Source organism: Enterovibrio norvegicus, from assembly GCF_002876705.1.
Classification (GTDB): domain Bacteria; phylum Pseudomonadota; class Gammaproteobacteria; order Enterobacterales; family Vibrionaceae; genus Enterovibrio; species Enterovibrio norvegicus_B.
Window position 1 is genome coordinate 1 of the sequence record NZ_MDAG01000027.1, and the last position, 20,841, is coordinate 20,841.

Annotated in this window: 18 protein-coding genes; 10 read left to right on the forward strand and 8 right to left on the reverse strand. The window is 49.2% G+C overall.

Annotated elements, in window-relative coordinates; genetic code table 11:
* Positions 1-144 precede the first annotated feature (144 nt).
* Both mrcB and hrpB read right to left on the reverse strand, forming a co-directional pair.
* Entirely contained in the window at positions 145-2,505 is a 2,361-nt protein-coding gene (gene mrcB / locus BCT27_RS14900) for a penicillin-binding protein 1B (protein WP_102396127.1), read from the reverse strand.
* A gap of 11 nt (positions 2,506-2,516) precedes the next feature.
* On the reverse strand, positions 2,517-5,024 hold the full coding sequence (gene hrpB, locus BCT27_RS14905) for an ATP-dependent helicase HrpB (RefSeq protein ID WP_102396128.1): 2,508 nt from the start codon (positions 5,022-5,024) through the stop codon (positions 2,517-2,519).
* A 99-nt stretch (positions 5,025-5,123) separates the two neighbouring features.
* Here hrpB and thpR point away from each other — a divergent pair, with 99 nt between their 5' ends.
* The 8 genes from thpR (at position 5,124) to panC (ending at position 11,729) form a co-directional block, all read left to right on the forward strand.
* Positions 5,124-5,753 (forward strand): RNA 2',3'-cyclic phosphodiesterase, encoded by a 630-nt coding sequence (thpR, locus tag BCT27_RS14910; RefSeq protein ID WP_102396129.1) that lies wholly within the window; start codon positions 5,124-5,126, stop codon positions 5,751-5,753.
* A complete protein-coding gene (sfsA, locus tag BCT27_RS14915) occupies positions 5,743-6,453 on the forward strand; it encodes a DNA/RNA nuclease SfsA (RefSeq protein ID WP_102396130.1) in 711 nt (236 codons plus the stop codon). Before thpR ends, sfsA begins: the two co-directional genes overlap by 11 nt.
* A 132-nt stretch (positions 6,454-6,585) precedes the next feature.
* Positions 6,586-7,035, forward strand: coding sequence for an RNA polymerase-binding protein DksA (gene dksA, locus BCT27_RS14920; protein WP_017008353.1), 450 nt, complete (start codon positions 6,586-6,588; stop codon positions 7,033-7,035).
* 108 nt (positions 7,036-7,143) lie between these two features.
* Positions 7,144-8,025 carry a tRNA glutamyl-Q(34) synthetase GluQRS gene (gene gluQRS / locus BCT27_RS14925; RefSeq protein ID WP_102396131.1) on the forward strand — a complete coding sequence of 294 codons (882 nt, stop codon included), beginning with the start codon at positions 7,144-7,146 and terminating at the stop codon, positions 8,023-8,025.
* A 68-nt stretch (positions 8,026-8,093) separates the two neighbouring features.
* Positions 8,094-9,509 (forward strand): polynucleotide adenylyltransferase PcnB, encoded by a 1,416-nt coding sequence (pcnB, locus tag BCT27_RS14930; protein WP_083256718.1) that lies wholly within the window; start codon positions 8,094-8,096, stop codon positions 9,507-9,509.
* Positions 9,506-9,988: a 2-amino-4-hydroxy-6-hydroxymethyldihydropteridine diphosphokinase gene (gene folK, locus BCT27_RS14935; protein ID WP_102396132.1), complete on the forward strand. Its 483-nt coding sequence runs from the start codon at positions 9,506-9,508 to the stop codon at positions 9,986-9,988. The genes pcnB and folK overlap by 4 nt, the downstream gene beginning before the upstream one ends.
* 50 nt (positions 9,989-10,038) lie before the next feature.
* Positions 10,039-10,833 carry a 3-methyl-2-oxobutanoate hydroxymethyltransferase gene (gene panB / locus BCT27_RS14940; RefSeq protein ID WP_017008349.1) on the forward strand — a complete coding sequence of 265 codons (795 nt, stop codon included), beginning with the start codon at positions 10,039-10,041 and terminating at the stop codon, positions 10,831-10,833.
* A 14-nt stretch (positions 10,834-10,847) separates the two neighbouring features.
* Positions 10,848-11,729 carry a pantoate--beta-alanine ligase gene (gene panC, locus BCT27_RS14945; protein ID WP_102318495.1) on the forward strand — a complete coding sequence of 294 codons (882 nt, stop codon included), beginning with the start codon at positions 10,848-10,850 and terminating at the stop codon, positions 11,727-11,729.
* Between the two features lie 106 nt (positions 11,730-11,835).
* On the opposite strand, the gene BCT27_RS14950 is transcribed toward panC, so the two are convergent.
* From BCT27_RS14950 to BCT27_RS14960, 3 genes are read right to left on the reverse strand one after another with little or no spacing between them, the layout of a single operon-like run.
* Positions 11,836-12,606 carry an ABC transporter permease gene (locus tag BCT27_RS14950; protein WP_102396133.1) on the reverse strand — a complete coding sequence of 257 codons (771 nt, stop codon included), beginning with the start codon at positions 12,604-12,606 and terminating at the stop codon, positions 11,836-11,838.
* Positions 12,603-13,526 (reverse strand): ABC transporter ATP-binding protein, encoded by a 924-nt coding sequence (locus BCT27_RS14955; protein ID WP_102318496.1) that lies wholly within the window; start codon positions 13,524-13,526, stop codon positions 12,603-12,605. Before BCT27_RS14955 ends, BCT27_RS14950 begins: the two co-directional genes overlap by 4 nt.
* A gap of 18 nt (positions 13,527-13,544) precedes the next feature.
* On the reverse strand, positions 13,545-15,197 hold the full coding sequence (locus BCT27_RS14960; protein ID WP_102396134.1) for a SulP family inorganic anion transporter: 1,653 nt from the start codon (positions 15,195-15,197) through the stop codon (positions 13,545-13,547).
* A gap of 691 nt (positions 15,198-15,888) precedes the next feature.
* Here BCT27_RS14960 and can point away from each other — a divergent pair.
* Positions 15,889-16,542, forward strand: coding sequence for a carbonate dehydratase (can, locus tag BCT27_RS14965; RefSeq protein WP_102318498.1), 654 nt, complete (start codon positions 15,889-15,891; stop codon positions 16,540-16,542).
* A 128-nt stretch (positions 16,543-16,670) separates the two neighbouring features.
* Here the strand turns inward: can and hpt are convergent, their stop codons facing one another.
* Positions 16,671-17,204, reverse strand: a complete 534-nt coding sequence (gene hpt / locus BCT27_RS14970; RefSeq protein WP_017014310.1) for a hypoxanthine phosphoribosyltransferase — start codon at positions 17,202-17,204, stop codon at positions 16,671-16,673.
* Between the two features lie 243 nt (positions 17,205-17,447).
* On the opposite strand from hpt, the gene BCT27_RS14975 reads away from it, so the two are divergent.
* Entirely contained in the window at positions 17,448-18,050 is a 603-nt protein-coding gene (locus BCT27_RS14975; RefSeq protein ID WP_102396135.1) for a TetR/AcrR family transcriptional regulator, read from the forward strand.
* Positions 18,051-18,114: 64 nt separating this feature from the next.
* Here BCT27_RS14975 and BCT27_RS14980 read toward each other — a convergent pair whose 3' ends face one another.
* Together BCT27_RS14980 and BCT27_RS14985 are read right to left on the reverse strand one after the other, a co-directional pair.
* Positions 18,115-19,143 (reverse strand): ABC transporter ATP-binding protein, encoded by a 1,029-nt coding sequence (locus BCT27_RS14980; protein WP_102318500.1) that lies wholly within the window; start codon positions 19,141-19,143, stop codon positions 18,115-18,117.
* Positions 19,140-20,771, reverse strand: a complete 1,632-nt coding sequence (locus BCT27_RS14985) for an ABC transporter permease (RefSeq protein ID WP_102318501.1) — start codon at positions 20,769-20,771, stop codon at positions 19,140-19,142. Before BCT27_RS14985 ends, BCT27_RS14980 begins: the two co-directional genes overlap by 4 nt.
* Positions 20,772-20,841 lie beyond the last annotated feature (70 nt).

Below are 20,841 nucleotides of genomic sequence, written 5' to 3' on the forward strand. Positions count from 1 at the left end.
GCGAGATTGCGAGATTGCGAATCAGTGTGTGTTCGGCGTTAGCTGAGCACCAAGAATTAATCCGTATTCTCTTTCGCTTTGCACTTCTGCTCTTCCTCTTATCTCGCAACTCGTCTCTCAATACTCGCGTTCTGTTCTAACAAATCAATTAAACAAACTATTAAACCAACCCACAGGATCGGGTTTATCACAACGCTTACGCCATGCACCCGTCGGATCCCACATTGGTAGCTTTGACTTACTGAAACAATCCGTCAAAAATTGACCGTCTTTTACCGTATACGGCACCGTGGTCAAATTCGCAGGCCAACTTACATTGAGCGGCTCAGGCTGACGCGCTGTCATGTAATCCGCATAAACGCGCAATGCACCGGACGAGCCGGTGAGTTTGGTCGATTTGTTGTCATCACGCCCCAACCACACAGTCACCACCTCTCGCCCATCAATACCTACGTACCAACTGTCGCGATTGTTGTCTGTTGTACCGGTTTTACCCGCAAGTCCGGCCCATCCAAAAGACGGCTGCAAGAAACGCGCTGTCCCTGATTTGACCACATCTTTCATGGCGTAAATCGTCAACCAACTCGCTTGCTCGGAGACTGTTTGACTTGCCTTCGGCCAATTGCGATAAAGGACCTGCCCTTGCTGTGTCACCACGGCACGCAACGCCGTTAATGGCGCTTTGCGACCACCACTGCCCAGCGTTTGAAACATCTGGGTCACTTCCATTGGCGTGAGCGTAAATGCGCCCAACAACAGAGACGGTACGCGGGTAATTTGTGCGGGGTCGACACCAAGGTCATCAAAGGTATCAATCACGGTATTCAGGCCCAGTGCGAGACCAAGGTTCACCGTGGGTACGTTGTAAGAGTTTGCCAATGCTTTGAGCAAAGGAACCTGCCCGCGGTATTTGCGATCATAGTTACGAGGACGCCATTCACTGCCTTGATCGCCTTTTAACACGACAGGTTTGTCATCTAATGGTGTGGCAAGGTTGTACTTCTCAGGTTCAGACAGCGCCGCAAGGTATACAGCAGGCTTTGAAAGCGAACCAATCTGACGACTGCCATTCAACGCGCGGTTGAAACCCGCATATCCCGGACGGCTTCCACCCACCATGGCCCGAATTTCACCACTTTGACGATCGGCAATCACCACCGCCGCTTCCAGTTTGTCACCCGCGACCTTGCGCAGTTCTTTGACCTTTTTCACCACCGTCTTTTCAATCAAGGACTGAGACAACGGATCGAGCGTACTGAACACGCGTAGTCCGCTTTCCGGATTAAATTGATTGCCAACACGCTCGCGAATTTCTCGGGTTAGCTGCTCAAAGTAAGCGGGCTGGCGGCTATTCAAACTCGGTGATTGTTGAACATCTAACGGACGCGCCGCCGCTTGCGCGTATTGGTTGGCGGTCAGTACATTGCCTTGCATCATCATGCGTAGCACGAGATCTCGACGCTCTTGAGCGCGTTCGGGGTATCGCCAAGGGTTGTAGTAAGACGGTCCTTTCACCATGCCCACCAGCAACGCCAATTGGTCAATACGAAGCTCTTCAATCGGACGGCCGAAATACAAACGCGCCCCCAGCGGGAAACCATGTACACCCTGTCCCCTCGCTTGTCCTAAATAGACTTCGTTAAGGTAGGCTTCGAGAATGCGGTCTTTGCTGTAACGGTAATCCAAAATGATGGCGATATACGCTTCCTGCACTTTTCGCCACAAGGTTCTGTCACGGGTGAGGAAGAGGTTTTTTGCCAACTGTTGCGTCAAGGTAGAACCACCTTGCACTGTTCGCCCTGCCCGAATGTTCGCAACAAGCGCACGGGCTATCGCCATTGGAGAGACACCATCGTGATGATAGAAATCACGGTCCTCAGTCGTCAGCAAGGCATCAACAAGAAATTCAGGAAAACGCTCTCGAGGAAGGAATATACGCTGCTCGTCAGTGTTAGATTCCATCATGCCCAACAGCTTAGGTTCTATACGCAGATAACCACGTTGTTTGCCACTGTCTAACTGCTTGATAGCACTGACACCGCCATCTTTGAAGGAAATCATGACGTGTTGTGCTTGTTCCGGTCCATCTTCAAACTCGAAAGGACGACGCACTAACTCCACGCGTGTTTTCGACGAGGAGTACTCCCCAGGGCGCTGCGGATTTCGCACTTTGTTGTAATTAAGCAAATCCAACTCTCGTTTGAGCGTTGAAATATCGACGGGCTCTCCCGGTGCGAGGTGCAGAACACGACCATAGACGACCGCAGGCAGTTGCCAGATTTGTCCTTCAAAGCGCTCTTGGATTTTCCCATCAAGGTAAATCCCCAAAATGGCCAGCGCAGCAATACCAACCAATGCCAGTTTGAAACCCAATGATAAAAGGCGGCGTCCCCACCCTTTTGACGGTGGGCTTTTCTTCGTGCCTCGCTTAGAAGCAGGAGATTTAGCGGCTGCGGGTTTTGAACGCGTTCGTGACGTCGTTTTTTTTGGTGTTTGTTTTGTCATTGATTTGTCGTTCAAGATTCCGGTTTAAAGTGGCGTTTCGTCAGCTTGGTAGGCTGATGATTTGCTGGGTCATCTGGCCACACATGCTTGGGGTATCGCCCTTTCATTTCTTTTTGTACTTCGCGGTAAGCACCTTGCCAAAATCCCGCCAAGTCTTGTGTGATTTGCAATGGTCGCTGCGCTGGGCTGAGCAATTCCACCACCAGTGTCACTTGCCCATCCGCAATGGTGGGTGATGATGCCTGCCCGTACATTTCTTGCATTTTCACGGCCAGTGCAGGCTTTTGGTCGGCATGGTAACGAATACGGTATGTTGACCCCGTCGGCACTTGGTAGGTTTCAGGTAACAAGCGATTCAGTAGCTTTGTCTTGTCCCATCCAATACGTGCTTCGAGGGCGCTGTACACATCCACGTTCTTTAGGCCGCTCATCCCTTTTACGCCATTCATGAACGGCGCAAACCAGTCATCCAGCTCGCGCAATAAACTCTCTTCATCCATGTCTGGCAGCGCAATAGCAAGTTCCCATGCGATGGCACAACGTGCACGGGTTAACAGGCTCTGTGTCTTATCCGACAAGGTTAAGCATGACAGGCCTTTTCGCTTCACCGCTTGCAGCAATGCTTGTGTTCGGTGTTCGTCGCTCACGTTGGTGATCGGGGTACGAGAGACAATGATGTCACCACAGCACACCCGCTTTTCCGCCACCAACGCGCCTTTCTTATCGTCCCAGTCTACCCACTCTCGTTGAGAAAACAGTGAAGGTAACTGGGTTTGCAGATCATCCATGTCAGCACGGCAGGCGGTAAAGATGCGGCTATCTCCTTGGGAGACGCTCATCAGATCGATCGCAATCAGGCATTTTTCATCAGACATTGGGTGTTGGTCATCAAGCTTGGCACCGTGGCCATTACTCAATAAATACCGCCCATCCGTGCCGCGCGACTGCGCCACCCTGTCTGGCCATGCCGAGGCTGCCAACACAGGTAGCCAATCAGCCTTAATATCTAACGGCAAACGTCCATTCAAACGTCCATTCAAACGTTCCGCCAATTGTTGGGCGCGTTGCAAATGCGGCCCTTTGCGCCCCGCCAAGCTCATCAGTTGTAAGCGAAGGTCTGGGTCTCTATTTCCTCTTGGCGGCTCTTCCGCCCATGCAGCTAGCCAAGCCGCTGTCGACAAGGCTGAGGCATCAAAGCCTGCGGCAGTCACCAGCATCGCACCTAAACGGGCATCCGTACCGAGTGCCGCAACGCGTTTACCTTTAGCGGTTAGCCCGCCAGATATCTCCAGCACACCCAGCTGCATTAATAGGTTAACGGCTTGCTGCCAGTGCTGCGTTGGTGGCAGGTCAAGCCATTGCAAGTCTTGCGGTGAGCATCCCCATTGCACCAGCTCCAACACCAACTGCGTTAAGTCACTGGTGGTCATTTCAGGGTCCGGCACTGCGCGCATGCGTTGAAAGGTTTCTTCACTGTAAAGGCGCAAACACACACCGTCAGACAAACGCCCTGCACGGCCTGCGCGCTGCACGGCTGACGAGCGCGCTATTTGAATCGTATCAAGTTTGGTGATGCCTGTTTTTCGATTAAATCGTGCGACACGCTCTATGCCGCTGTCCACCACTAAACGAATCCCCTCAATGGTCAAACTGGTTTCAGCGATATTGGTGGCAAGCACCACTTTTCTCTGACCGTTTGGCGCAGGGGCGATAGCGGCTTGTTGCTCTTTGGCCGTAAGCTGACCGTACAAAGGACAAATCAACACATCACTTGATACTCTGTCGCGCAACGCGTCAGCAGTGCGCTGTATTTCGCCAACACCGGGCAAAAACACCAAAGCAGAGCCCGATTCTTTCTCAAGCAATTGCGCAACTGCACTTGCGACCACATTCTCGTAGCCATATTGACGTGGCACTGTTTGATAGCGTGCTTCAACAGGAAAACTGCGCCCTTCTGACTCAAGGTAGGCCGCGTCAGGCAACATCCCCGAGAGCGCACTGTCATCCAAGGTAGCGGACATCACGAGAAGCGTCAGATCATCACGCAGGCCTTGCTGAACATCTAAAGACAACGCCAACGCGAGATCCGCATGTAAACTTCGCTCATGAAATTCATCAAAGATCACCAGATCCACACCCGGCAATTCTGGGTCGGCTTGGATCATTCTCGTCAGCACACCTTCAGTGACAATCTCCAGTCTGGTTTTGTCACTGACACGGGTCTCCCCACGAACACGTAAGCCCACGGTTTCTCCGACTTTCTCACCACGAATTTTCGCCAAAAAAGTCGCAATATTTCGCGCCGCCAATCGGCGAGGCTCTAGCAAAATGATTTTGCCGTCGAACACACCGCGTTCTAACAATACATGAGGAAGTCGTGTTGATTTACCCGCACCGGGTGGCGCTTTGAGGATGACTTGAGGGTGTTCAGCCAATGCCGAAATAATGTCGTCGAGCACACTGTCGATGGGGAGCTGTGACAAATCAAAAGCCTTTGTGTCAGAATTACCTGCGAGCATTGTATACCCAAACAATCCCAAGATGCAGGATTCAGCGCCTGATATGAAGGCACCAGAGCCCCCATAAGCCGATCGCTTTTACTGATGAGGATAAAGTGAATGGAACGCACACGCCGTCTGTTCTTTGCATTAGATTTTTCAACACCAGAGAACGCTCAGGCGAAAGCAGAGATCATTAGGCTTAAGCACACTCTTTCACCGCTTGGTCAACCCGTGCCCAATGACAACCTGCACCTCACACTCGCTTTTCTCGGGAATGTTTCGCAGCAAGATTACCTCGCGCTCTGCCGCGCCGCAGACAAAATAGACGCCTCAGCCTTTTCACTTCGCACTGCATCTCTTGGGTACTTTAATAAGCCTCAAATACTCTGGTTGGGTATTCACCCCTCCGACGAGCTTCAACGTTTGGCTGAAACCATCAATACGCTCAGCCGAGCCGTACTAAACATAGACAAAGGCGATACGCCCAACACGCCAAACTTCTTGCCCCATATAAGCCTGCTTCGACAGGTTGAACCCGGTGCTATTGATACGATTTCAGATGCGTATAAAGAGGGAGAGTCTTCATCACTGACGGTGCAGCGTTTTGGCCTTTATCAATCGGCGCCTCATCCAACACATAAAGGCGTGCAATATACCTGCTTAAACACCTGGCCTCTTTCTATCGCCAAGCCAACACCAAAATCCGATTTTCCGTCTTATTCGCTAAAGGATGACCATGAACTTTGATCCACCATTGAAACCTGCCACCTTGATACGACGTTACAAACGTTTTCTGGCCGATGTCCAACTGCCTGATGGCACGGAACGTACCATTCACTGTGCCAACACTGGCGCAATGACAGGGTGTGCAACACCCGGCGATACCGTGTGGTATTCCACGTCTGATAATGAAAAAAGAAAATATCCTAACAGTTGGGAAGTGACTGAAACGGCACATGGGCATGTCATATGTGTCAACACCGCGCAGGCAAACCGACTTGTGGTTGAAGCCATACGTCATGACGTGGTGGAAGAACTCGTGGGTTATGACACACTTCGAACCGAAGTGCCCTACGGCGAAGAGAAAAGCCGCATAGATATATTGTTGCAGTCAGAAGGTCGGGAAGATTGCTACATCGAGGTAAAAAGCGTCACATTACTCGATAAAGATGGGCAGGGATTTTTCCCCGACACAGTCACAACGCGTGGACAAAAACATTTGCGAGAGTTGGCTACATTGGCGCAACAAGGGAAGCGTGCGGTCCTGTTTTTCGCGGTCCTGCATTCAGGGATCGAGAAGGTTTCCGCAGCAAAACATATAGATGCGGTCTATAATCAGTTACTTATAGAAGCAGCGTCATCAGGAGTAGACATTATCTGCTACCAAGCTGCGCTGTCATCTGCCCAAATAAGCATAAAAAACAAGGTCCCGTTTTACCGGATCTGAGAAAAAATGCTGACATGTTCACAATGGGGTTACGCAAGGCGAAAACAAAGATTGCCTCGTATATAGGTTTCTGATATAGATACCGCCCTCTTTTGACCGAGCAGGTCAGGGTGTATTTAGGAGAACGCTTACATGCCAGAAAGCAAAGTAAAAAAATCGCTGGGCATCCTGGCTACCGCCGGGTTAGAACCTTACCAAGAAAAGGCTGGCGAGGAGTACATGAATGATCAGCAAGTTGATCATTTCCGTAAAATCCTTGAAGCGTGGCGCAACCAACTTCGTGAAGAAGTTGATCGCACCGTTCACCACATGCAGGACGAAGCCGCAAACTTCCCAGATCCTGTCGACCGCGCAGCTCAGGAAGAAGAATTCAGCCTTGAACTACGCAACCGTGACCGTGAACGCAAGCTGATCAAAAAGATCGCAAAAACCCTTCAACGTTTAGAAGATGACGATTTCGGTTTTTGTGATTCTTGTGGTGTTGAGATTGGCGTACGCCGTCTTGAAGCTCGCCCAACTGCTGATCTTTGCATTGACTGCAAAACGCTCGCAGAAATCAAAGAAAAGCAAATGGCCGGCTAAGGTTTACGCTTTCCAGCGAATAATGGCAAAAAGGGAGCTTTGGCTCCCTTTTTCCTTTTTCGTTTCAGGTGAAACTTCAGTGTCCAAACAAACACGTAAACCTTGGTTATGATAAACACGCAATACATAGGGCGATTTGCCCCTTCGCCATCCGGCCCGCTTCATTTCGGTTCGCTCATTGCTGCGCTCGGCAGTTACCTTCAAGCACGCGCCCATCATGGACAATGGCTGGTACGCATTGAAGATATCGATCCGCCGCGTGAAATCGCGGGAGCATCTGATGCTATCTTGAAAACACTGGATGCATTCGGGTTGCACTGGGACGGTGACGTGCTCTATCAGCACACCCGCAGCGATGCCTATCAAGCGCAAATTGAAGCTTGGTTAAAGACAGGGCAAGCCTACTATTGCCAATGTACTCGCAAGCAAATCAAAGATTCTGGTGGTGTCTATTCCGGTATCTGTCGTCATCGTGCATTATCGTCGGCAGAAGCGGCTGTACGCGTTTGTATAGAGAATCCCATCACTGAGTTCGTTGACGTGCGTCACGGCATCATGCCCCTCGATAGCGCGATGGCGAGCGAAGACTTTATCATTAAGCGCCGAGATGGCCTTTTCGCGTATAATTTAGCCGTGGTACTTGATGACATCGAACAAGGTGTCACTGAAGTGGTTCGTGGCGCAGATTTAATTGAGCCAACAGGGCGACAAGTCTCTTTGTATCAAAAGTTGGGCGCAGAACCGGTCAGCTATTTACACTTGCCGCTTGCACTCAATGCTGACGGGAATAAGCTTTCTAAGCAAAACCACGCGCCTGCGATCGATAACACGCGTCCAGGCCCCGCTATTGAAGCGGCATTGGCCTTTTTAGGTCATCCAGTACCCATAGAATTACAAGGTGCCCCTATCCCAACATTGTTGGGTTGGGGGATAGAAAATTGGCAGATCGAGAAGCTGCCAGCAGCAACGGAAGTTATTACAGCTTTCTAAAATACAGGGCCGTGATATATGATATGCCGTCGTTTTTATGGCCCGACCTGTCACATACGAGGTGAGTTATCTTTAATCGAGTTACCAGCTTTTGCCGTAAGGTATTGAATCGCGATAATAAAGTGCGCGAGATCGATGACCTGAAGCTTGAAATCATTCCTCGCCAAGAGCACGGTATATCAAGAAAAGATATCAGCGAAAATGCGCTGAAGGTACTTTATCGCCTGAATAAAGCCGGGTATGAAGCCTATCTTGTTGGCGGCGGTGTTCGCGATCTGTTGTTAGAAACAGAACCTAAAGACTTTGATATCGCCACTAACGCGACCCCTGATGAAGTGCGCAAATTGTTCCGCAATTGCCGCCTCGTTGGTCGTCGCTTCCGCTTGGCACACATTTTATTTGGTCGCGACGTCATTGAAGTCGCCACCTTCCGCGGTCACCATTCAGGTGAAAAAAGCGAAAGCAAAGGCGATAAAAACGCGAGCCAATCACAATCAAATGATGGCATGCTGCTTCGCGATAACGTGTATGGCACGATCGACGAAGATGCACAGCGCCGCGATTTCACCGTAAATGCCCTGTATTACAACATTGATGATTTCTCTGTTCGTGATTACGCAGGCGGTGTAGAAGACCTTAAAAATCGCGTGATCCGTCTTATTGGTGATCCTGAAACACGCTATCGCGAAGACCCAGTGCGCATGCTGCGTGCTGTGCGTTTTGCAGCGAAGCTAAACATGGAAATCAATGCAGCCACTGCCGCGCCAATTCCAGCGCTGGCACATTTGCTGCGTGATATTCCGTCAGCCCGTCTGTTTGAAGAAAGCCTAAAACTGCTTCAATCAGGTCACGGTTATGACACCTATGTCATGCTTCGAGAGTACAACCTGTTTTCACCACTGTTCCCGATCTTAGAAGAACACTTCACTGAAGATCGTAACAGCAAGTGTGAGCAGATGATGGCACTCGTGCTGAAATCAACGGACGAACGCATCGCGACCCAACAACGCATTAACCCAGCATTCATGTATGCGGCAATGCTTTGGTACCCATTGGAAACGCGCGCGGAAGAAATCGCCTTCGAAAGTGGTCTTAGCTACTACGATGCGTTTATGGTCGCTGCAAATGACATCCTTGATGAACAAGTGAAGTCGATTGCAATCCCTCGTCGCTTTACCGCGATGATCCGCGACATTTGGCAATTGCAGCTTCGCTTAAGCCGCCGCTCAGGAACCCGTGCATACAAACTGCTAGAACAACAAAAGTTCCGCGCAGCGTACGACTTCCTTGATATGCGTGGCAAGGTCGAAGGCGGTCAGTTGAGTGAGTTAGCGCAATGGTGGAATGACTTCCAGCGTGCAGACCGTGATGATCGAAACGACATGGTTCAAGTGCTGAACAAAGCCAGCTCAACGAAAAAGGTACGCCGTCGTCGCAAAGCGAAACCACGTCGTCGTAAACCGCAGTCGAACCAAGAATCATGATCCGTGTTTACATTGCGATTGGCAGTAATCTTGGCAATCCGGTAGAAAAAGCCTCTTTGGCGATTGATGCGTTAAAGCAGCTACCGAACACACAATTTGTCTGTTGTTCCTCGCTGTATAGCAGCAAACCAATGGGACCTTCAGACCAGCCAGATTACGTTAATGCAGTCGCAATTGTTGACACTTTGCTCGAACCGTTAGATCTTCTTGACCAGACACAGCGAATTGAGCTGGAGTTTGGTCGTGAGCGTAAGGACGAGCGCTGGGGACCAAGGACGTTGGATTTGGATATCCTCCTCTTTGGTGACCTGCAAATAAACAGTGAACGGTTGACCGTTCCACACTACGGGATGAAAGTGCGAGAGTTCGTGCTTTACCCTCTCGCCGAAATTGCCCCTGACTTACATCTGCCCGATGGGAGTGCAGTCACCGATTTAGTGGCCGTCGCTAATAGAAACGGCCTTACCGCTATCGCGTGACCACAAGGCGAAGCCGCCTTTCAGACAGTAAGCAGGGTTTGGGAGACAAGATGAAAAAGATTACGATAAACACCCTAATGACATGGAAGCAGGAAGGGCGTAAGTTTGCTACCGCAACCGCATACGATGCGAGTTTTGCGCAGCTTTTCGAACAACAAGAAATGCCACTACTGCTGGTCGGTGATTCTTTGGGTATGGTGCTTCAAGGTAAGAGTGACACGCTGTCAGTCTCGATTGAAGAAATCGCCTACCACACGCGCAGTGTCCGTGCAGGCAGTCCAAGCTGCTTGTTAATGGCTGACATGCCATTTATGTCTTTCTCTACCCCAGAACAAGCCTGTGAAAATGCGGCCGTGCTGATGAAAGCTGGCGCCAACATGGTGAAGGTAGAAGGCGGACGCTGGCTAGCAGAAACCATTACTACGCTGACACAACGCGCCGTGCCTGTTTGTGCCCACCTTGGTTTAACGCCACAGTCGGTCAATATTTTCGGCGGCTTTAAAGTACAAGGTCGTAGCGAAGAACAAGCAGAGCAAATGCTACAAGATGCCCTTGCCCTTGAAGCGGCAGGCGCCCAAATTATTTTGCTTGAGTGTGTACCCAAAGCACTTGCAGCACGCATTACTGACGCGGTTCGCGTACCGGTTATTGGTATCGGCGCAGGTAATGCTACCGATGGCCAAATCCTTGTGATGCATGACATGTTTGGTATTTCGGCGAACTACATTCCACGTTTTTCAAAAAACTACCTCGCGGAAACGGGTGACTTACGTCAAGCCGTTACACGCTATATCGAAGAAGTTGCAACTGGTGAGTTTCCTGGCCCAGAGCAGACGTTTAATTAAGGAATGCTGAAATTATGCAAGTGATCGCTGAGATTGCTCCACTACGTGACCAGATCCTTCAATGGCGTCGCGAGGGGCAGCGAATCGCATTTGTTCCGACCATGGGACACCTTCACGACGGGCATTTGACCCTTGTCAGAAAGGCGCGTGAAAACGCGGACGTCGTTGTTGTTAGCATTTTCGTTAACCCAATGCAGTTTGATAAAAACGACGACCTTGTGGCGTACCCTCGCACCTTGGAAGAAGACACAGCCAAACTCAATGCAGAAGCAATCGATGTGCTTTTCACGCCAAGTGCAGACGTTATGTACCCACAAGGCATGGATAACCACGTTTCGATTGAAGTACCTTCTCTTTCAAACATTCTTGAAGGTGCATCTCGCCCAGGTCACTTTAAAGGTGTAGCGACGGTGGTCAGCAAGCTGTTCAATATCGTTCAGCCTGATGTTGCCTTGTTTGGCGAAAAAGACTTCCAACAACTTGCTGTGATCAACAAGATGGTGGCAGATTTAGCGTTACCCATTACCATCGTTCCCGTTCCTACAGTTCGCGAGATGGACGGCCTTGCGATGAGCAGCCGCAACTCTCGTCTGACGGTAGATGAACGTCAGCGCGCGCCAGTGCTTGCGAAAACGCTACGCTGGATCAGCAGCCAGATGCGCGGTGGTCGTAATGATTACAGCGAATTGGTGCTTGATGGTAACGATCAGCTTCGCGCGGCAGGGCTTGAGCCGGATGAAATTTTCATTCGTGATGCTCACTCGCTGCAACCGGTGACAGAACAAACGTCGAAAGCCGTTATCCTTGCGTCAGTGAAGCTGGGCCAAGTTCGCTTGATTGATAACTTGATGGTTGAACTGACTGTTGCACAAACCGAAGAAAGCAGCGAAGAATAAGCACACAAACACATTGGTGCCTGCTTTTTGCCTGAATAAAAAAAACCGCCAATGGCGGTTTTTTTGTTTTTATAATGGTTTTTCTTCTCACGCAAAAGCGCGGCTGTTACGTTCTTAGCCCAATACCGCGACTGATCAGATACCAAGCCACCGAATACAGCGCAACAATAAACGCAACCAGTACCGAAAATGACGTCACGATACTGACATCCGACACGCCAAGGAAGCCATAGCGGAAGGCATTGACCATATAAACAATCGGGTTCAGCTTCGACACGCCCTGCCAAAACTCGGGTAACAGTGACAGCGAATAAAACACACCACCCAAGTAGGTCAATGGCGTCAGGATAAACGTTGGAATGATGCTGATGTCATCGAATGTTTTTGCATACACCGCATTGATCAAGCCGCCAAGCGAAAACACAATCGATGTGAGCAACACGGTCGCGATAACCACACTCAAGTGCGCGATGTGCAGGTCGACAAAAAACATCGATACCATCGATACGATAAACCCGACCGCTAAACCTCGGCTCACACCGCCGCCCACATAGCCCGCGATAATGATGTAGTTTGGCACGGGTGCCACCATCAGCTCTTCAATGTTACGCTGCATTTTAGTGCTAAAAAATGACGAGGCCACATTGGAGTAAGAGTTGGTGATCACCGACATCATGATCAGACCCGGCACAATGTATGCCATGTAGCTGAAGCCTCCCATTTCACCAATACGGCTACCAATGAGGTTACCGAAAATAACAAAATACAGCGTCATGGTGATGGCTGGTGGTACCAATGTTTGTACCCAAATACGGCTGTAACGGGTAATTTCTTTAATCAGTAGGCTTTTAAATGCAACCCAATAGGCTTTGTTCATGCTGATGCCTCCTCGCTGTTACGCACGAGATTCACGAAGAGTTCTTCCAATCGGTTTGCTTTGTTTCGCATAGAAAGTACTTGGATGCCTTGTTCTGACAACTGTGCAAACACCGTATTCAATCCCGTGTCTTTGTGCACTTCCACCTCTAAGGTATGATCATCCACTTGCAGCCATTTTACGTTTTCGAGATGTGTCACCTTGCTGTCTGGAGCCAGATCTAGCACAAAGGTTTCCACATCCAGCTTTTTCAGTAGCGCCTTCATCGAGGTGTCTTCCACCAACTCACCACGGTTAATGATGCCGATGTTGCGACATAACATTTCCGCTTCTTCAAGGTAATGGGTCGTCAAGATAATGGTGATGCCTTGCGCGTTGATGTCTTTCAAAAACGTCCACATTGAGCGGCGCAATTCAATATCCACGCCTGCTGTTGGCTCATCAAGAATGAGAAGTTTAGGTTCATGCATCAAGGCACGCGCGATCATCAATCGACGCTTCATCCCGCCAGAAAGCGTGCGAGAAGGCTCATCGCGTTTTTCCCACAAATCCAGCAACGACAGGTATTTCTTCGCACGTACTTTTGCTTCAGCACGTTCTACGCCGTAGTAACCCGCTTGGTTTAGCAGAATTTGCTCAACTTTTTCGTATTGGTTGAAGTTAAATTCTTGCGGCACGAGACCCAGCTGCTTTTTGGCTTCAACAAGATCGGTGTCGATGTCATAACCAAAAATCTTCACCTTGCCTGAGGTCTTGTTGACCAAGGAACTGATGATGCCGATAGTGGTTGATTTCCCCGCCCCGTTAGGGCCTAGCAAGGCATAGAAATCCCCTTGCTGCACCGAAAGAGAAACCCCTTTCAGCGCTTTTGTATCTGTGCCATACACTTTGACCAGATTATCGATTTCGATTGCTTTCATAATTCCCTGAATATGTGTTTAAGGCATCACTTCAGTGAGCCGTTTCGCTGCATGCAATGCATCATGACGCGAGTCGAAGACATGTGGATCGCTGATCCAATCTCCAACGTGAAGTCTCTCTAATTGTTCTTTGGTTTGCTGATGAGGGCATAACAAGAAGACAGTACAGTTCGCTTCTCGCGCATCTTTAATGGCGTTTTCAAGCGCCAACCCTACGGTCATGTCGATGAGCGGTACATCGCTCAAATCGAGGATCATGACGCGGTATTCGCCGATCTTCGCATGTTGACGCGAGATCGCTTTCGAAACGCTGAAGATCATCGGGCCTGACAGATAGAAAAACAATACCTTTCCATCAGACTCATCCAATAAAGCGCGCTCGTCTTCGGAAAGAGGCACATCATCATCGTCCGCATCGCTGATTGCGCGTACTTGTTTTGCTTGCTCGCGGCTCAAACGCTCGATCACGATAATGTTAGAAATAAAGACGCCGAGTCCCACCGCCACAATCAAGTCCACAAAGACAGTCAAGATCATCACGCCATACATGATGGCGGTTTGGTGCTTACTCACCTTGTGGGCGCGCTGCAAGAAGCTCCAATCGAGAATATTAATACCGACATACAGTGCAATACCTGCCAGCACAGCCATCGGAATAGGGGCGGTTAAGAAGCCCGCCACCAGCACGACAGCCGCAAGAATCAGTGCGCGCACTATGCCAGCCAAGGGAGATCTCGCCCCCACCTGAACATTGACCACAGTGCCCATGGTTGCGCCTGCACCAGGCAATGCACCGAATAAGCCTGACACCATGTTTGCGATACCCTGCCCGCGCAATTCTTTGTCCGAATTGTGCTCTTCACGCGTCAACGAATCTGCGATAACTGCGGTTAGCAAGGTATCAATACACCCTAACGTACCCAGCACCAACGCATCGATAACCATGGTGGTGAGCATTTCGGGTGTAAAGGTAGGCAGCACAAGTGACGGCAACCCTGTCGGAATTTCACCAATGCGTCGAATGCTGTCGAGATCGAAAATCAATAAAGAAAGCAGCGTCACCAACACCAAAGCGACAAGCTGCGCCGGGACATAACGACGGTATTTATTGGGAAAATAGAAAAGGATGGCGAGGGTCAACACCCCTAACAAAAGCTCTTTAAAACTCAGGTTTAACACGGTGTCAGGGAAGGCTTGTAGCGTTCCTATTACGCCACCAGCAGGTGCGGGATGTCCCATCAATGGGCTGATTTGTAGCAATATCAGTATCACACCGATACCTGACATAAAGCCGGATATCACACTGTAGGGCATCAGGGTGACGTATTTTCCGAGCCTTAGCGTACCCAGCAATACCTGAAATGCACCCGCCATCATCACAACGGTGAACCCCATTGCCATGCCCGTTTCTGGGTAGCGCGCCATCATGGAGGTTAATACCGCCGTCATGATAACGGTCATCGGGCCGGTTGGCTCTGAGATCAGTGAGGACGAGCCGCCAAATAAGGCCGCGAATAAGCCAACTAATATTGCGCCCCACAATCCCGCTTCTGCACCCGCGCCCGAAGCAACACCAAAGGCCAGCGCCAAGGGCAAAGAAATGATTGCGGTCGTCACACCACCAAAAATGTCGCCTTTTAGGCTCCAATGCTTAAATCGGTCAAAGTTCACTACTTGCTCCCTGTGTTGTACTTCCTTTTTCGGCAAGCCACCGAACTGCGCCGCTATTATATACCCAAACAACTTGAAGATGCCGGATTCAGCGAGCTTTACTGATGTTATGGTCAAGGCGTCCCTTTGCCGATGTAGTGCGCTCCATCAAAAAGGGACAACACCGAGCATGGCGTCAGTAAACTCGCCCGAAGGGAGGCCCTCAGAGCGTCCACTTCATCGTTAAATCCCTGTGAAATAGAATGACTATTCCTACAAGAATTTGCCTTGAATTGAACACTCTGAGGGCCTCTGACATCGAGCATCATCAGGTTGTTTGGGTATACTCAAACAACCTGATAATGTGTGATTGCAGCGGCCATCCATGCGTTCCACTCGATACAAATCCACATCAGAACAGCCTTTTTACTTCGCTGGCGTAATACACGTGAAGATCATGTATTGATGAACCCATTTCAGGAAAATGAATGTAGATAGTCATTTTTAGATAGGGTGCGCGATATACCGCATAGATAGCGGGGTTAAGCCTATAACCAGACATCAATAAAAACGAATGGCGAATTGAAATAGTTATACCAATGTACAAGGTGGTAAGAGGAGCTAAAATATTGAGGACGAAGTGTTAAATTGTATCTAATGATGATCTTTAGTGGTGTATAGTGTTCCGCCAGTTAGAGCATTTGGGGGCGCAATGGGACAGATTAAGCAGCTTTTAGCAAATAACCAGAAATGGTCGAAAACCATCAAGGAAGACAATCCAGAGTATTTTTCAGACCTCGCAAAATCTCAGCACCCTGAGTATCTTTGGATTGGTTGTTCAGATAGCCGCGTACCCGCGGAGCGCCTTACTGGGCTGGATTCAGGTGAACTATTCGTTCATCGAAACGTCGCTAATCAGGTCATTCATACAGACTTAAACTGTCTGTCTGTGGTGCAATATGCTGTCGATGTTCTTCGCGTTAAACACATCATTATATGTGGCCACTACCGTTGCGGCGGTGTCCATGCTTCTATCGAAAACCCCAACTTGGGTCTGATTAATAACTGGCTGCTTCACATCAGTGATTTGTACCGTAAGCACAGCAAATACCTCAGCCCGTTTAGTTTGGAAGAACAAGGCAATCTGCTTTGCGAAATCAACGTTGCAGAGCAAGTGTATAACCTCGGTAGCTCAACCATTTTGAAAAACGCATGGGATCGCGGTCAGGACATTAAAATCCACGGCTGGTTTTATGACATCAGCGATGGCGTGCTTAAAGATCTCGCGATGACATCAAATAGTATTGAAACGCTGGAGTCGGGATACCACAACGCCATGTCGAAATATGTGCCGCCAGCTGACTAAGCGACACAACAAATAGACATAAAAAAAGCGACCATGACGGTCGCTTTTTTTGTATCGGCAAGTTTGTCATTCCATCGCTCGTACCCGGTTACTCGAACCGGATACCAACCTGTAATGACACACCAGAATCAGTCTTCCAGTGGTACAACTTTGCCGATAAATGGCAGGTGACGATACTTCTGCGCGTAATCGATACCCACACCCACAACGAACTCGTCAGGGATTTTGAAACCATACCAATCAACAGGAACGTCAACTTCTCGACGCTCAGGTTTGTCCAGTAAAGTACAAATGCGGATAGAGTTAGGCTCGCGCAGCGACAGAATCTCACGCACTTTATCCAGTGTATTACCTGTATCGATAATGTCTTCAACCAGCAAGATGTCTTTGCCTTTGATGTCATCATCCAGATCTTTCAGGATACGCACATCGCGGCTGCTTTCCATCGTATTGCCGTAGCTTGATGCAGTCATAAAGTCGACAGCGTGCGGTAAGTCAATGGCACGACAAAGGTCCGCCATAAACACAAATGAACCACGCAATAGGCCAACCATGACCAAATCATTGGAGTCTTTGTAATGCTCTGTGATTTCAGCGCCCAACGTTTTTACGCGTTGTTGTACTTCTTGCTCTGAAATCATTACTTCTACGGTATGTTTCATTATCAACCTCGACGGTATTCCCGTCTAACTACCTGTGTCACTGAGGTCGGACATTCTATCACTGAGCAATCTACGATCCTACTCTCGAAAATTGTCAAAATTTCGTCGCATAACGTCGGGGATGACATTGTTAAGCAACCAGTTGCTGTTGTACACTTTACACACACATGTACATTTACATGTGCAAACAAATAAAAAATAAAGCAAAAACACTCAGTTACCGTAAAGTTGGCAGGAGCTAGGATGGCTACTTCAAGTGGACGCACACGCACCCGATTATCGCCCGAACAGCGAAAAGAACAGCTATTAAAGTTCGCCTTAGAATCGTTTTCTAAACGAGGAATTGGCCGAGCTGGACACGCTGACATCGCAGACATGGCGCATGTATCGGTGGCAACCGTCTTTAATTATTTCTCTACCCGCGAAGAGTTGGTTGATGCCGTTCTGAATGAAGCAGAACGCGAGTTTCACCAATTAATTCTCGAAAGCACCAACGTCGAGCATCAAAATGTTAGGAGCACGCTTTCTCATGTTGCTTTGCAACTCATTGATGCTGCTTTGGAAGACAAAGATTGGCTGAAAGTCTGGTTCGAATGGAGCACATCCATTCGCGAAGACATTTGGCCGAATTTTGTACAAGGTAAAAACGTGGTGCTTGATCGCTTCACTATCTTGTTTGCCCAAGGCATTGAGTCAAAAGAGCTAGAAACGACACATACGCCACTTGAGTTGGCCCGTATGTTCGATGGCATTTGCTACATTCTTTATCTGCAAACGCATCAGCAACCAGATAAAGATGCATTGGCGCGCCAAGCTGACGGCTACATCGATATGTTGTGCTCGTAGCTTTCAGTTAAGAAACATAAAAAAACCGGCGAATTCGCCGGTTTTTTCTTCTTCAAGTTCAGGACTATTCAACGCTAAACAAGATGGGAGGATGAGGACGAATGTCCAATTTCACTTTGTCGCCAGCATCCAGCAATTGATTGGAATACACCATCAAGGTTTGACCGTTCACTTCCACCAAATAACGACAACTGTCGCCCATAAATTGGGCTTCAGATACCACACCATCACCCGTGTCATCAGGAAGTATTGTCAGGTTCTGAGGGCGTATCAACCATTCTAGATCATGGCCATTGGCTTTTTGTTCAACCGGCCAATCACCCAGCGGCGTCGTCATGCTCTCGTTATCATTCAAAGAAACAGGCACGTAAGAACCGTGGCCGAGAAAATCGGCAACAAATCGGCTGCTTGGACGGTAGTATAGATCTGTGGCGCTACCGTACTGCTCAATCACACCTTGGTTCATCACCGCCAGTTTATCTGCAAAGGCAAACGCCTCTTCACGGCTGTGCGTAACGAAAATTGCAGTGACACCTTGCTGCTTAAAAATCTTACGGATTTCTTGAATTAAGCTGTGACGCACTTGCGTGTCTATGTTCGAAAAAGGCTCGTCCAACAGCAACAGATCTGGCTTACTGGCCAATGCGCGCGCAATCGCAACGCGTTGTTGCTGACCACCTGACAACTGATGAGGATAACGGTTTTCTAGGCCATCAAGCTTTACAAGCGACAGCATCTCTTTCACACGCTCAGTGATGTGGGATTTGTCCCAACCTGTCAGACCAAATGCAACGTTCTCTCCCACGGTAAGGTGCGGGAACAATGCATAATCTTGGAAAATCATGCCAACATTACGAAGCTCTGGCGGCACATTACACTTCTCATCAATGATCTTACGACCATTAATCGTCATCTTGCCGCCATCAAGCGGTAGTAAGCCTGCAATCGCTTTTAGTAGCGTCGTTTTACCGCAACCACTCGCCCCAAGAAGACAGACAATTTCGCCTTTTTCAACATCCAGCGATAGATCGCTCAGCACGGCTTGGCCGTTATAACGACAAATCAAATCACTGACGGAAAGCGCATTACTCATGAGTGGCTTTGCTCCAAAGAACGGTTAATCATGATAAGTGGAATCAGCCCCACGACGACCAACAATATAGCAGGCAGCGCCGCGTATTCCAGATGTTCATCAGATGCATAGTTAAAAACGTAGGTCGCCAAGGTCTCGAAATTAAAAGGTCGCAGCAACAAAGCCGCATTGAGCTCTTTCATCGATTCGATAAACACCAGCAACATCGCAATCAAACAACCACGACGAATTAACGGCAATTGCACACGTTTAATGATGCTTTTCGCATTACATCCCATGGTGCGGGCTGCCATATCCAGAGACGGTGATACCTTGGCAAGGCTTGATTCAACGCTACCAATCGCAACAGCACTGAAGCGCACCACAAATGCTGTCAGCAAGGCAAACATGGTGCCTGAGAACAACAATCCCGGTCTTCCCCAATCCATGGCTTTTGCAACATCATTAATGGCGTGGTCGATACTGGTCAGTGAGATCAACACGCCAATCGCAAGCACAGTGCCGGGAACGGCATATCCCAATGAAGACATACGCAGCGGCACATTGCTCGCTGGTGTGGCTGAGAAACGGCGGTAGAAATTCACTAGCAGTGCTATCACCAGCGCGATAACTGCGGCAATGGAAGACACATACAAGCTGTTAAAGCTGTATTGGATAAAGTCTTCAATCGAGCTAGACGAGTGATAATCCCACGCATAAATCAACAACTGACCGAGTGGCGCAAGGAAGGCAATAGCAAAAAGCCCCCAACACCAAACGGTGGCAAGCACCTTATACTTCCCTTGCAGTGGCGCTTTGGCAATTTTGTCGGCACTGACATTTTGACTAAAGAGTTTTTGTTTGCGGCGACTGTATCGCTCACTGCTGATAAGCAGGAATATCACTACCAACATGATGGCAGAGATTTTCGCGGCGGCGTTCAGGTTGGAATAGCCAAGCCACGTATCGTATACCGCCGTCGTGAGCGTACTGACCGCGAAATAATTCACGGTACCAAAATCCCCTAAGGCTTCCATCGCCACTAACGATGCGCCAACCGCAATCGCAGGTCTTGCCAGCGGAAGCGAAACACGCATGAAGCTTTGCATTGGCGAGCAGCCAAGTAATCGGGCGGATTGTGTCAGCGTCAGGTTCTGTTCCATGAATGCAGCACGTGCAAGCAGGTAAACATAAGGGTGCAACACCAACGCCAGAACAAAAGATGCCCCAGGAAGGGTGCGAAGATCGGGGAACCAGTATTGTGCAGCGCTCGTCCAACCGGTGACATCACGCAAGAAGAGTTGAATGGGTCCCGCATAATCGAACCAATCGGTGTAGATATACCCGACGATGTATCCTGGCATGGCGAGCGGCAAAACAAGTGCCCATTGCAACCAACGGTCACCGGGAATGCAATAATTGGCCATAAGCCAAGCTGAGGGGATCCCCATCAGAAGGGATAAAAAGACAGTACCCGCAACCAGCAGCACAGTATTTAGCGTGTACGTTCCCATCACCGTAGACATCAGGTGACCAAACACATCATCACTTTCGCCGACTGCGGTATAGAAGATCGCTAAAATCGGCAAAACCAGCAGCAGGGAAAACACCCAGCTACTGGTTTTCAAAAATCGGTTCTGTTCTAACATTGCCTACTACATCATGGCGTCAGATAGCATAAGGGGGAATGTTATTCCCCCTTACTATTACAGAATGAAA

Bases quoted from the DNA above. Each gene is read 5' to 3' on its own strand.
- mrcB (WP_102396127.1), bottom strand. From the start codon at position 2,505: ATGACAAAACAAACACCAAAAAAAACGACGTCACGAACGCGTTCAAAA.
- hrpB (WP_102396128.1), bottom strand. From the start codon at position 5,024: ATGCTCGCAGGTAATTCTGACACAAAGGCTTTTGATTTGTCACAGCTC.
- thpR (WP_102396129.1), top strand. From the start codon at position 5,124: ATGGAACGCACACGCCGTCTGTTCTTTGCATTAGATTTTTCAACACCA.
- sfsA (WP_102396130.1), top strand. From the start codon at position 5,743: ATGAACTTTGATCCACCATTGAAACCTGCCACCTTGATACGACGTTAC.
- dksA (WP_017008353.1), top strand. From the start codon at position 6,586: ATGCCAGAAAGCAAAGTAAAAAAATCGCTGGGCATCCTGGCTACCGCC.
- gluQRS (WP_102396131.1), top strand. From the start codon at position 7,144: ATGATAAACACGCAATACATAGGGCGATTTGCCCCTTCGCCATCCGGC.
- folK (WP_102396132.1), top strand. From the start codon at position 9,506: ATGATCCGTGTTTACATTGCGATTGGCAGTAATCTTGGCAATCCGGTA.
- panB (WP_017008349.1), top strand. From the start codon at position 10,039: ATGAAAAAGATTACGATAAACACCCTAATGACATGGAAGCAGGAAGGG.
- panC (WP_102318495.1), top strand. From the start codon at position 10,848: ATGCAAGTGATCGCTGAGATTGCTCCACTACGTGACCAGATCCTTCAA.
- BCT27_RS14950 (WP_102396133.1), bottom strand. From the start codon at position 12,606: ATGAACAAAGCCTATTGGGTTGCATTTAAAAGCCTACTGATTAAAGAA.
- BCT27_RS14955 (WP_102318496.1), bottom strand. From the start codon at position 13,526: ATGAAAGCAATCGAAATCGATAATCTGGTCAAAGTGTATGGCACAGAT.
- can (WP_102318498.1), top strand. From the start codon at position 15,889: ATGGGACAGATTAAGCAGCTTTTAGCAAATAACCAGAAATGGTCGAAA.
- hpt (WP_017014310.1), bottom strand. From the start codon at position 17,204: ATGAAACATACCGTAGAAGTAATGATTTCAGAGCAAGAAGTACAACAA.
- BCT27_RS14975 (WP_102396135.1), top strand. From the start codon at position 17,448: ATGGCTACTTCAAGTGGACGCACACGCACCCGATTATCGCCCGAACAG.
- BCT27_RS14980 (WP_102318500.1), bottom strand. From the start codon at position 19,143: ATGAGTAATGCGCTTTCCGTCAGTGATTTGATTTGTCGTTATAACGGC.
- BCT27_RS14985 (WP_102318501.1), bottom strand. From the start codon at position 20,771: ATGTTAGAACAGAACCGATTTTTGAAAACCAGTAGCTGGGTGTTTTCC.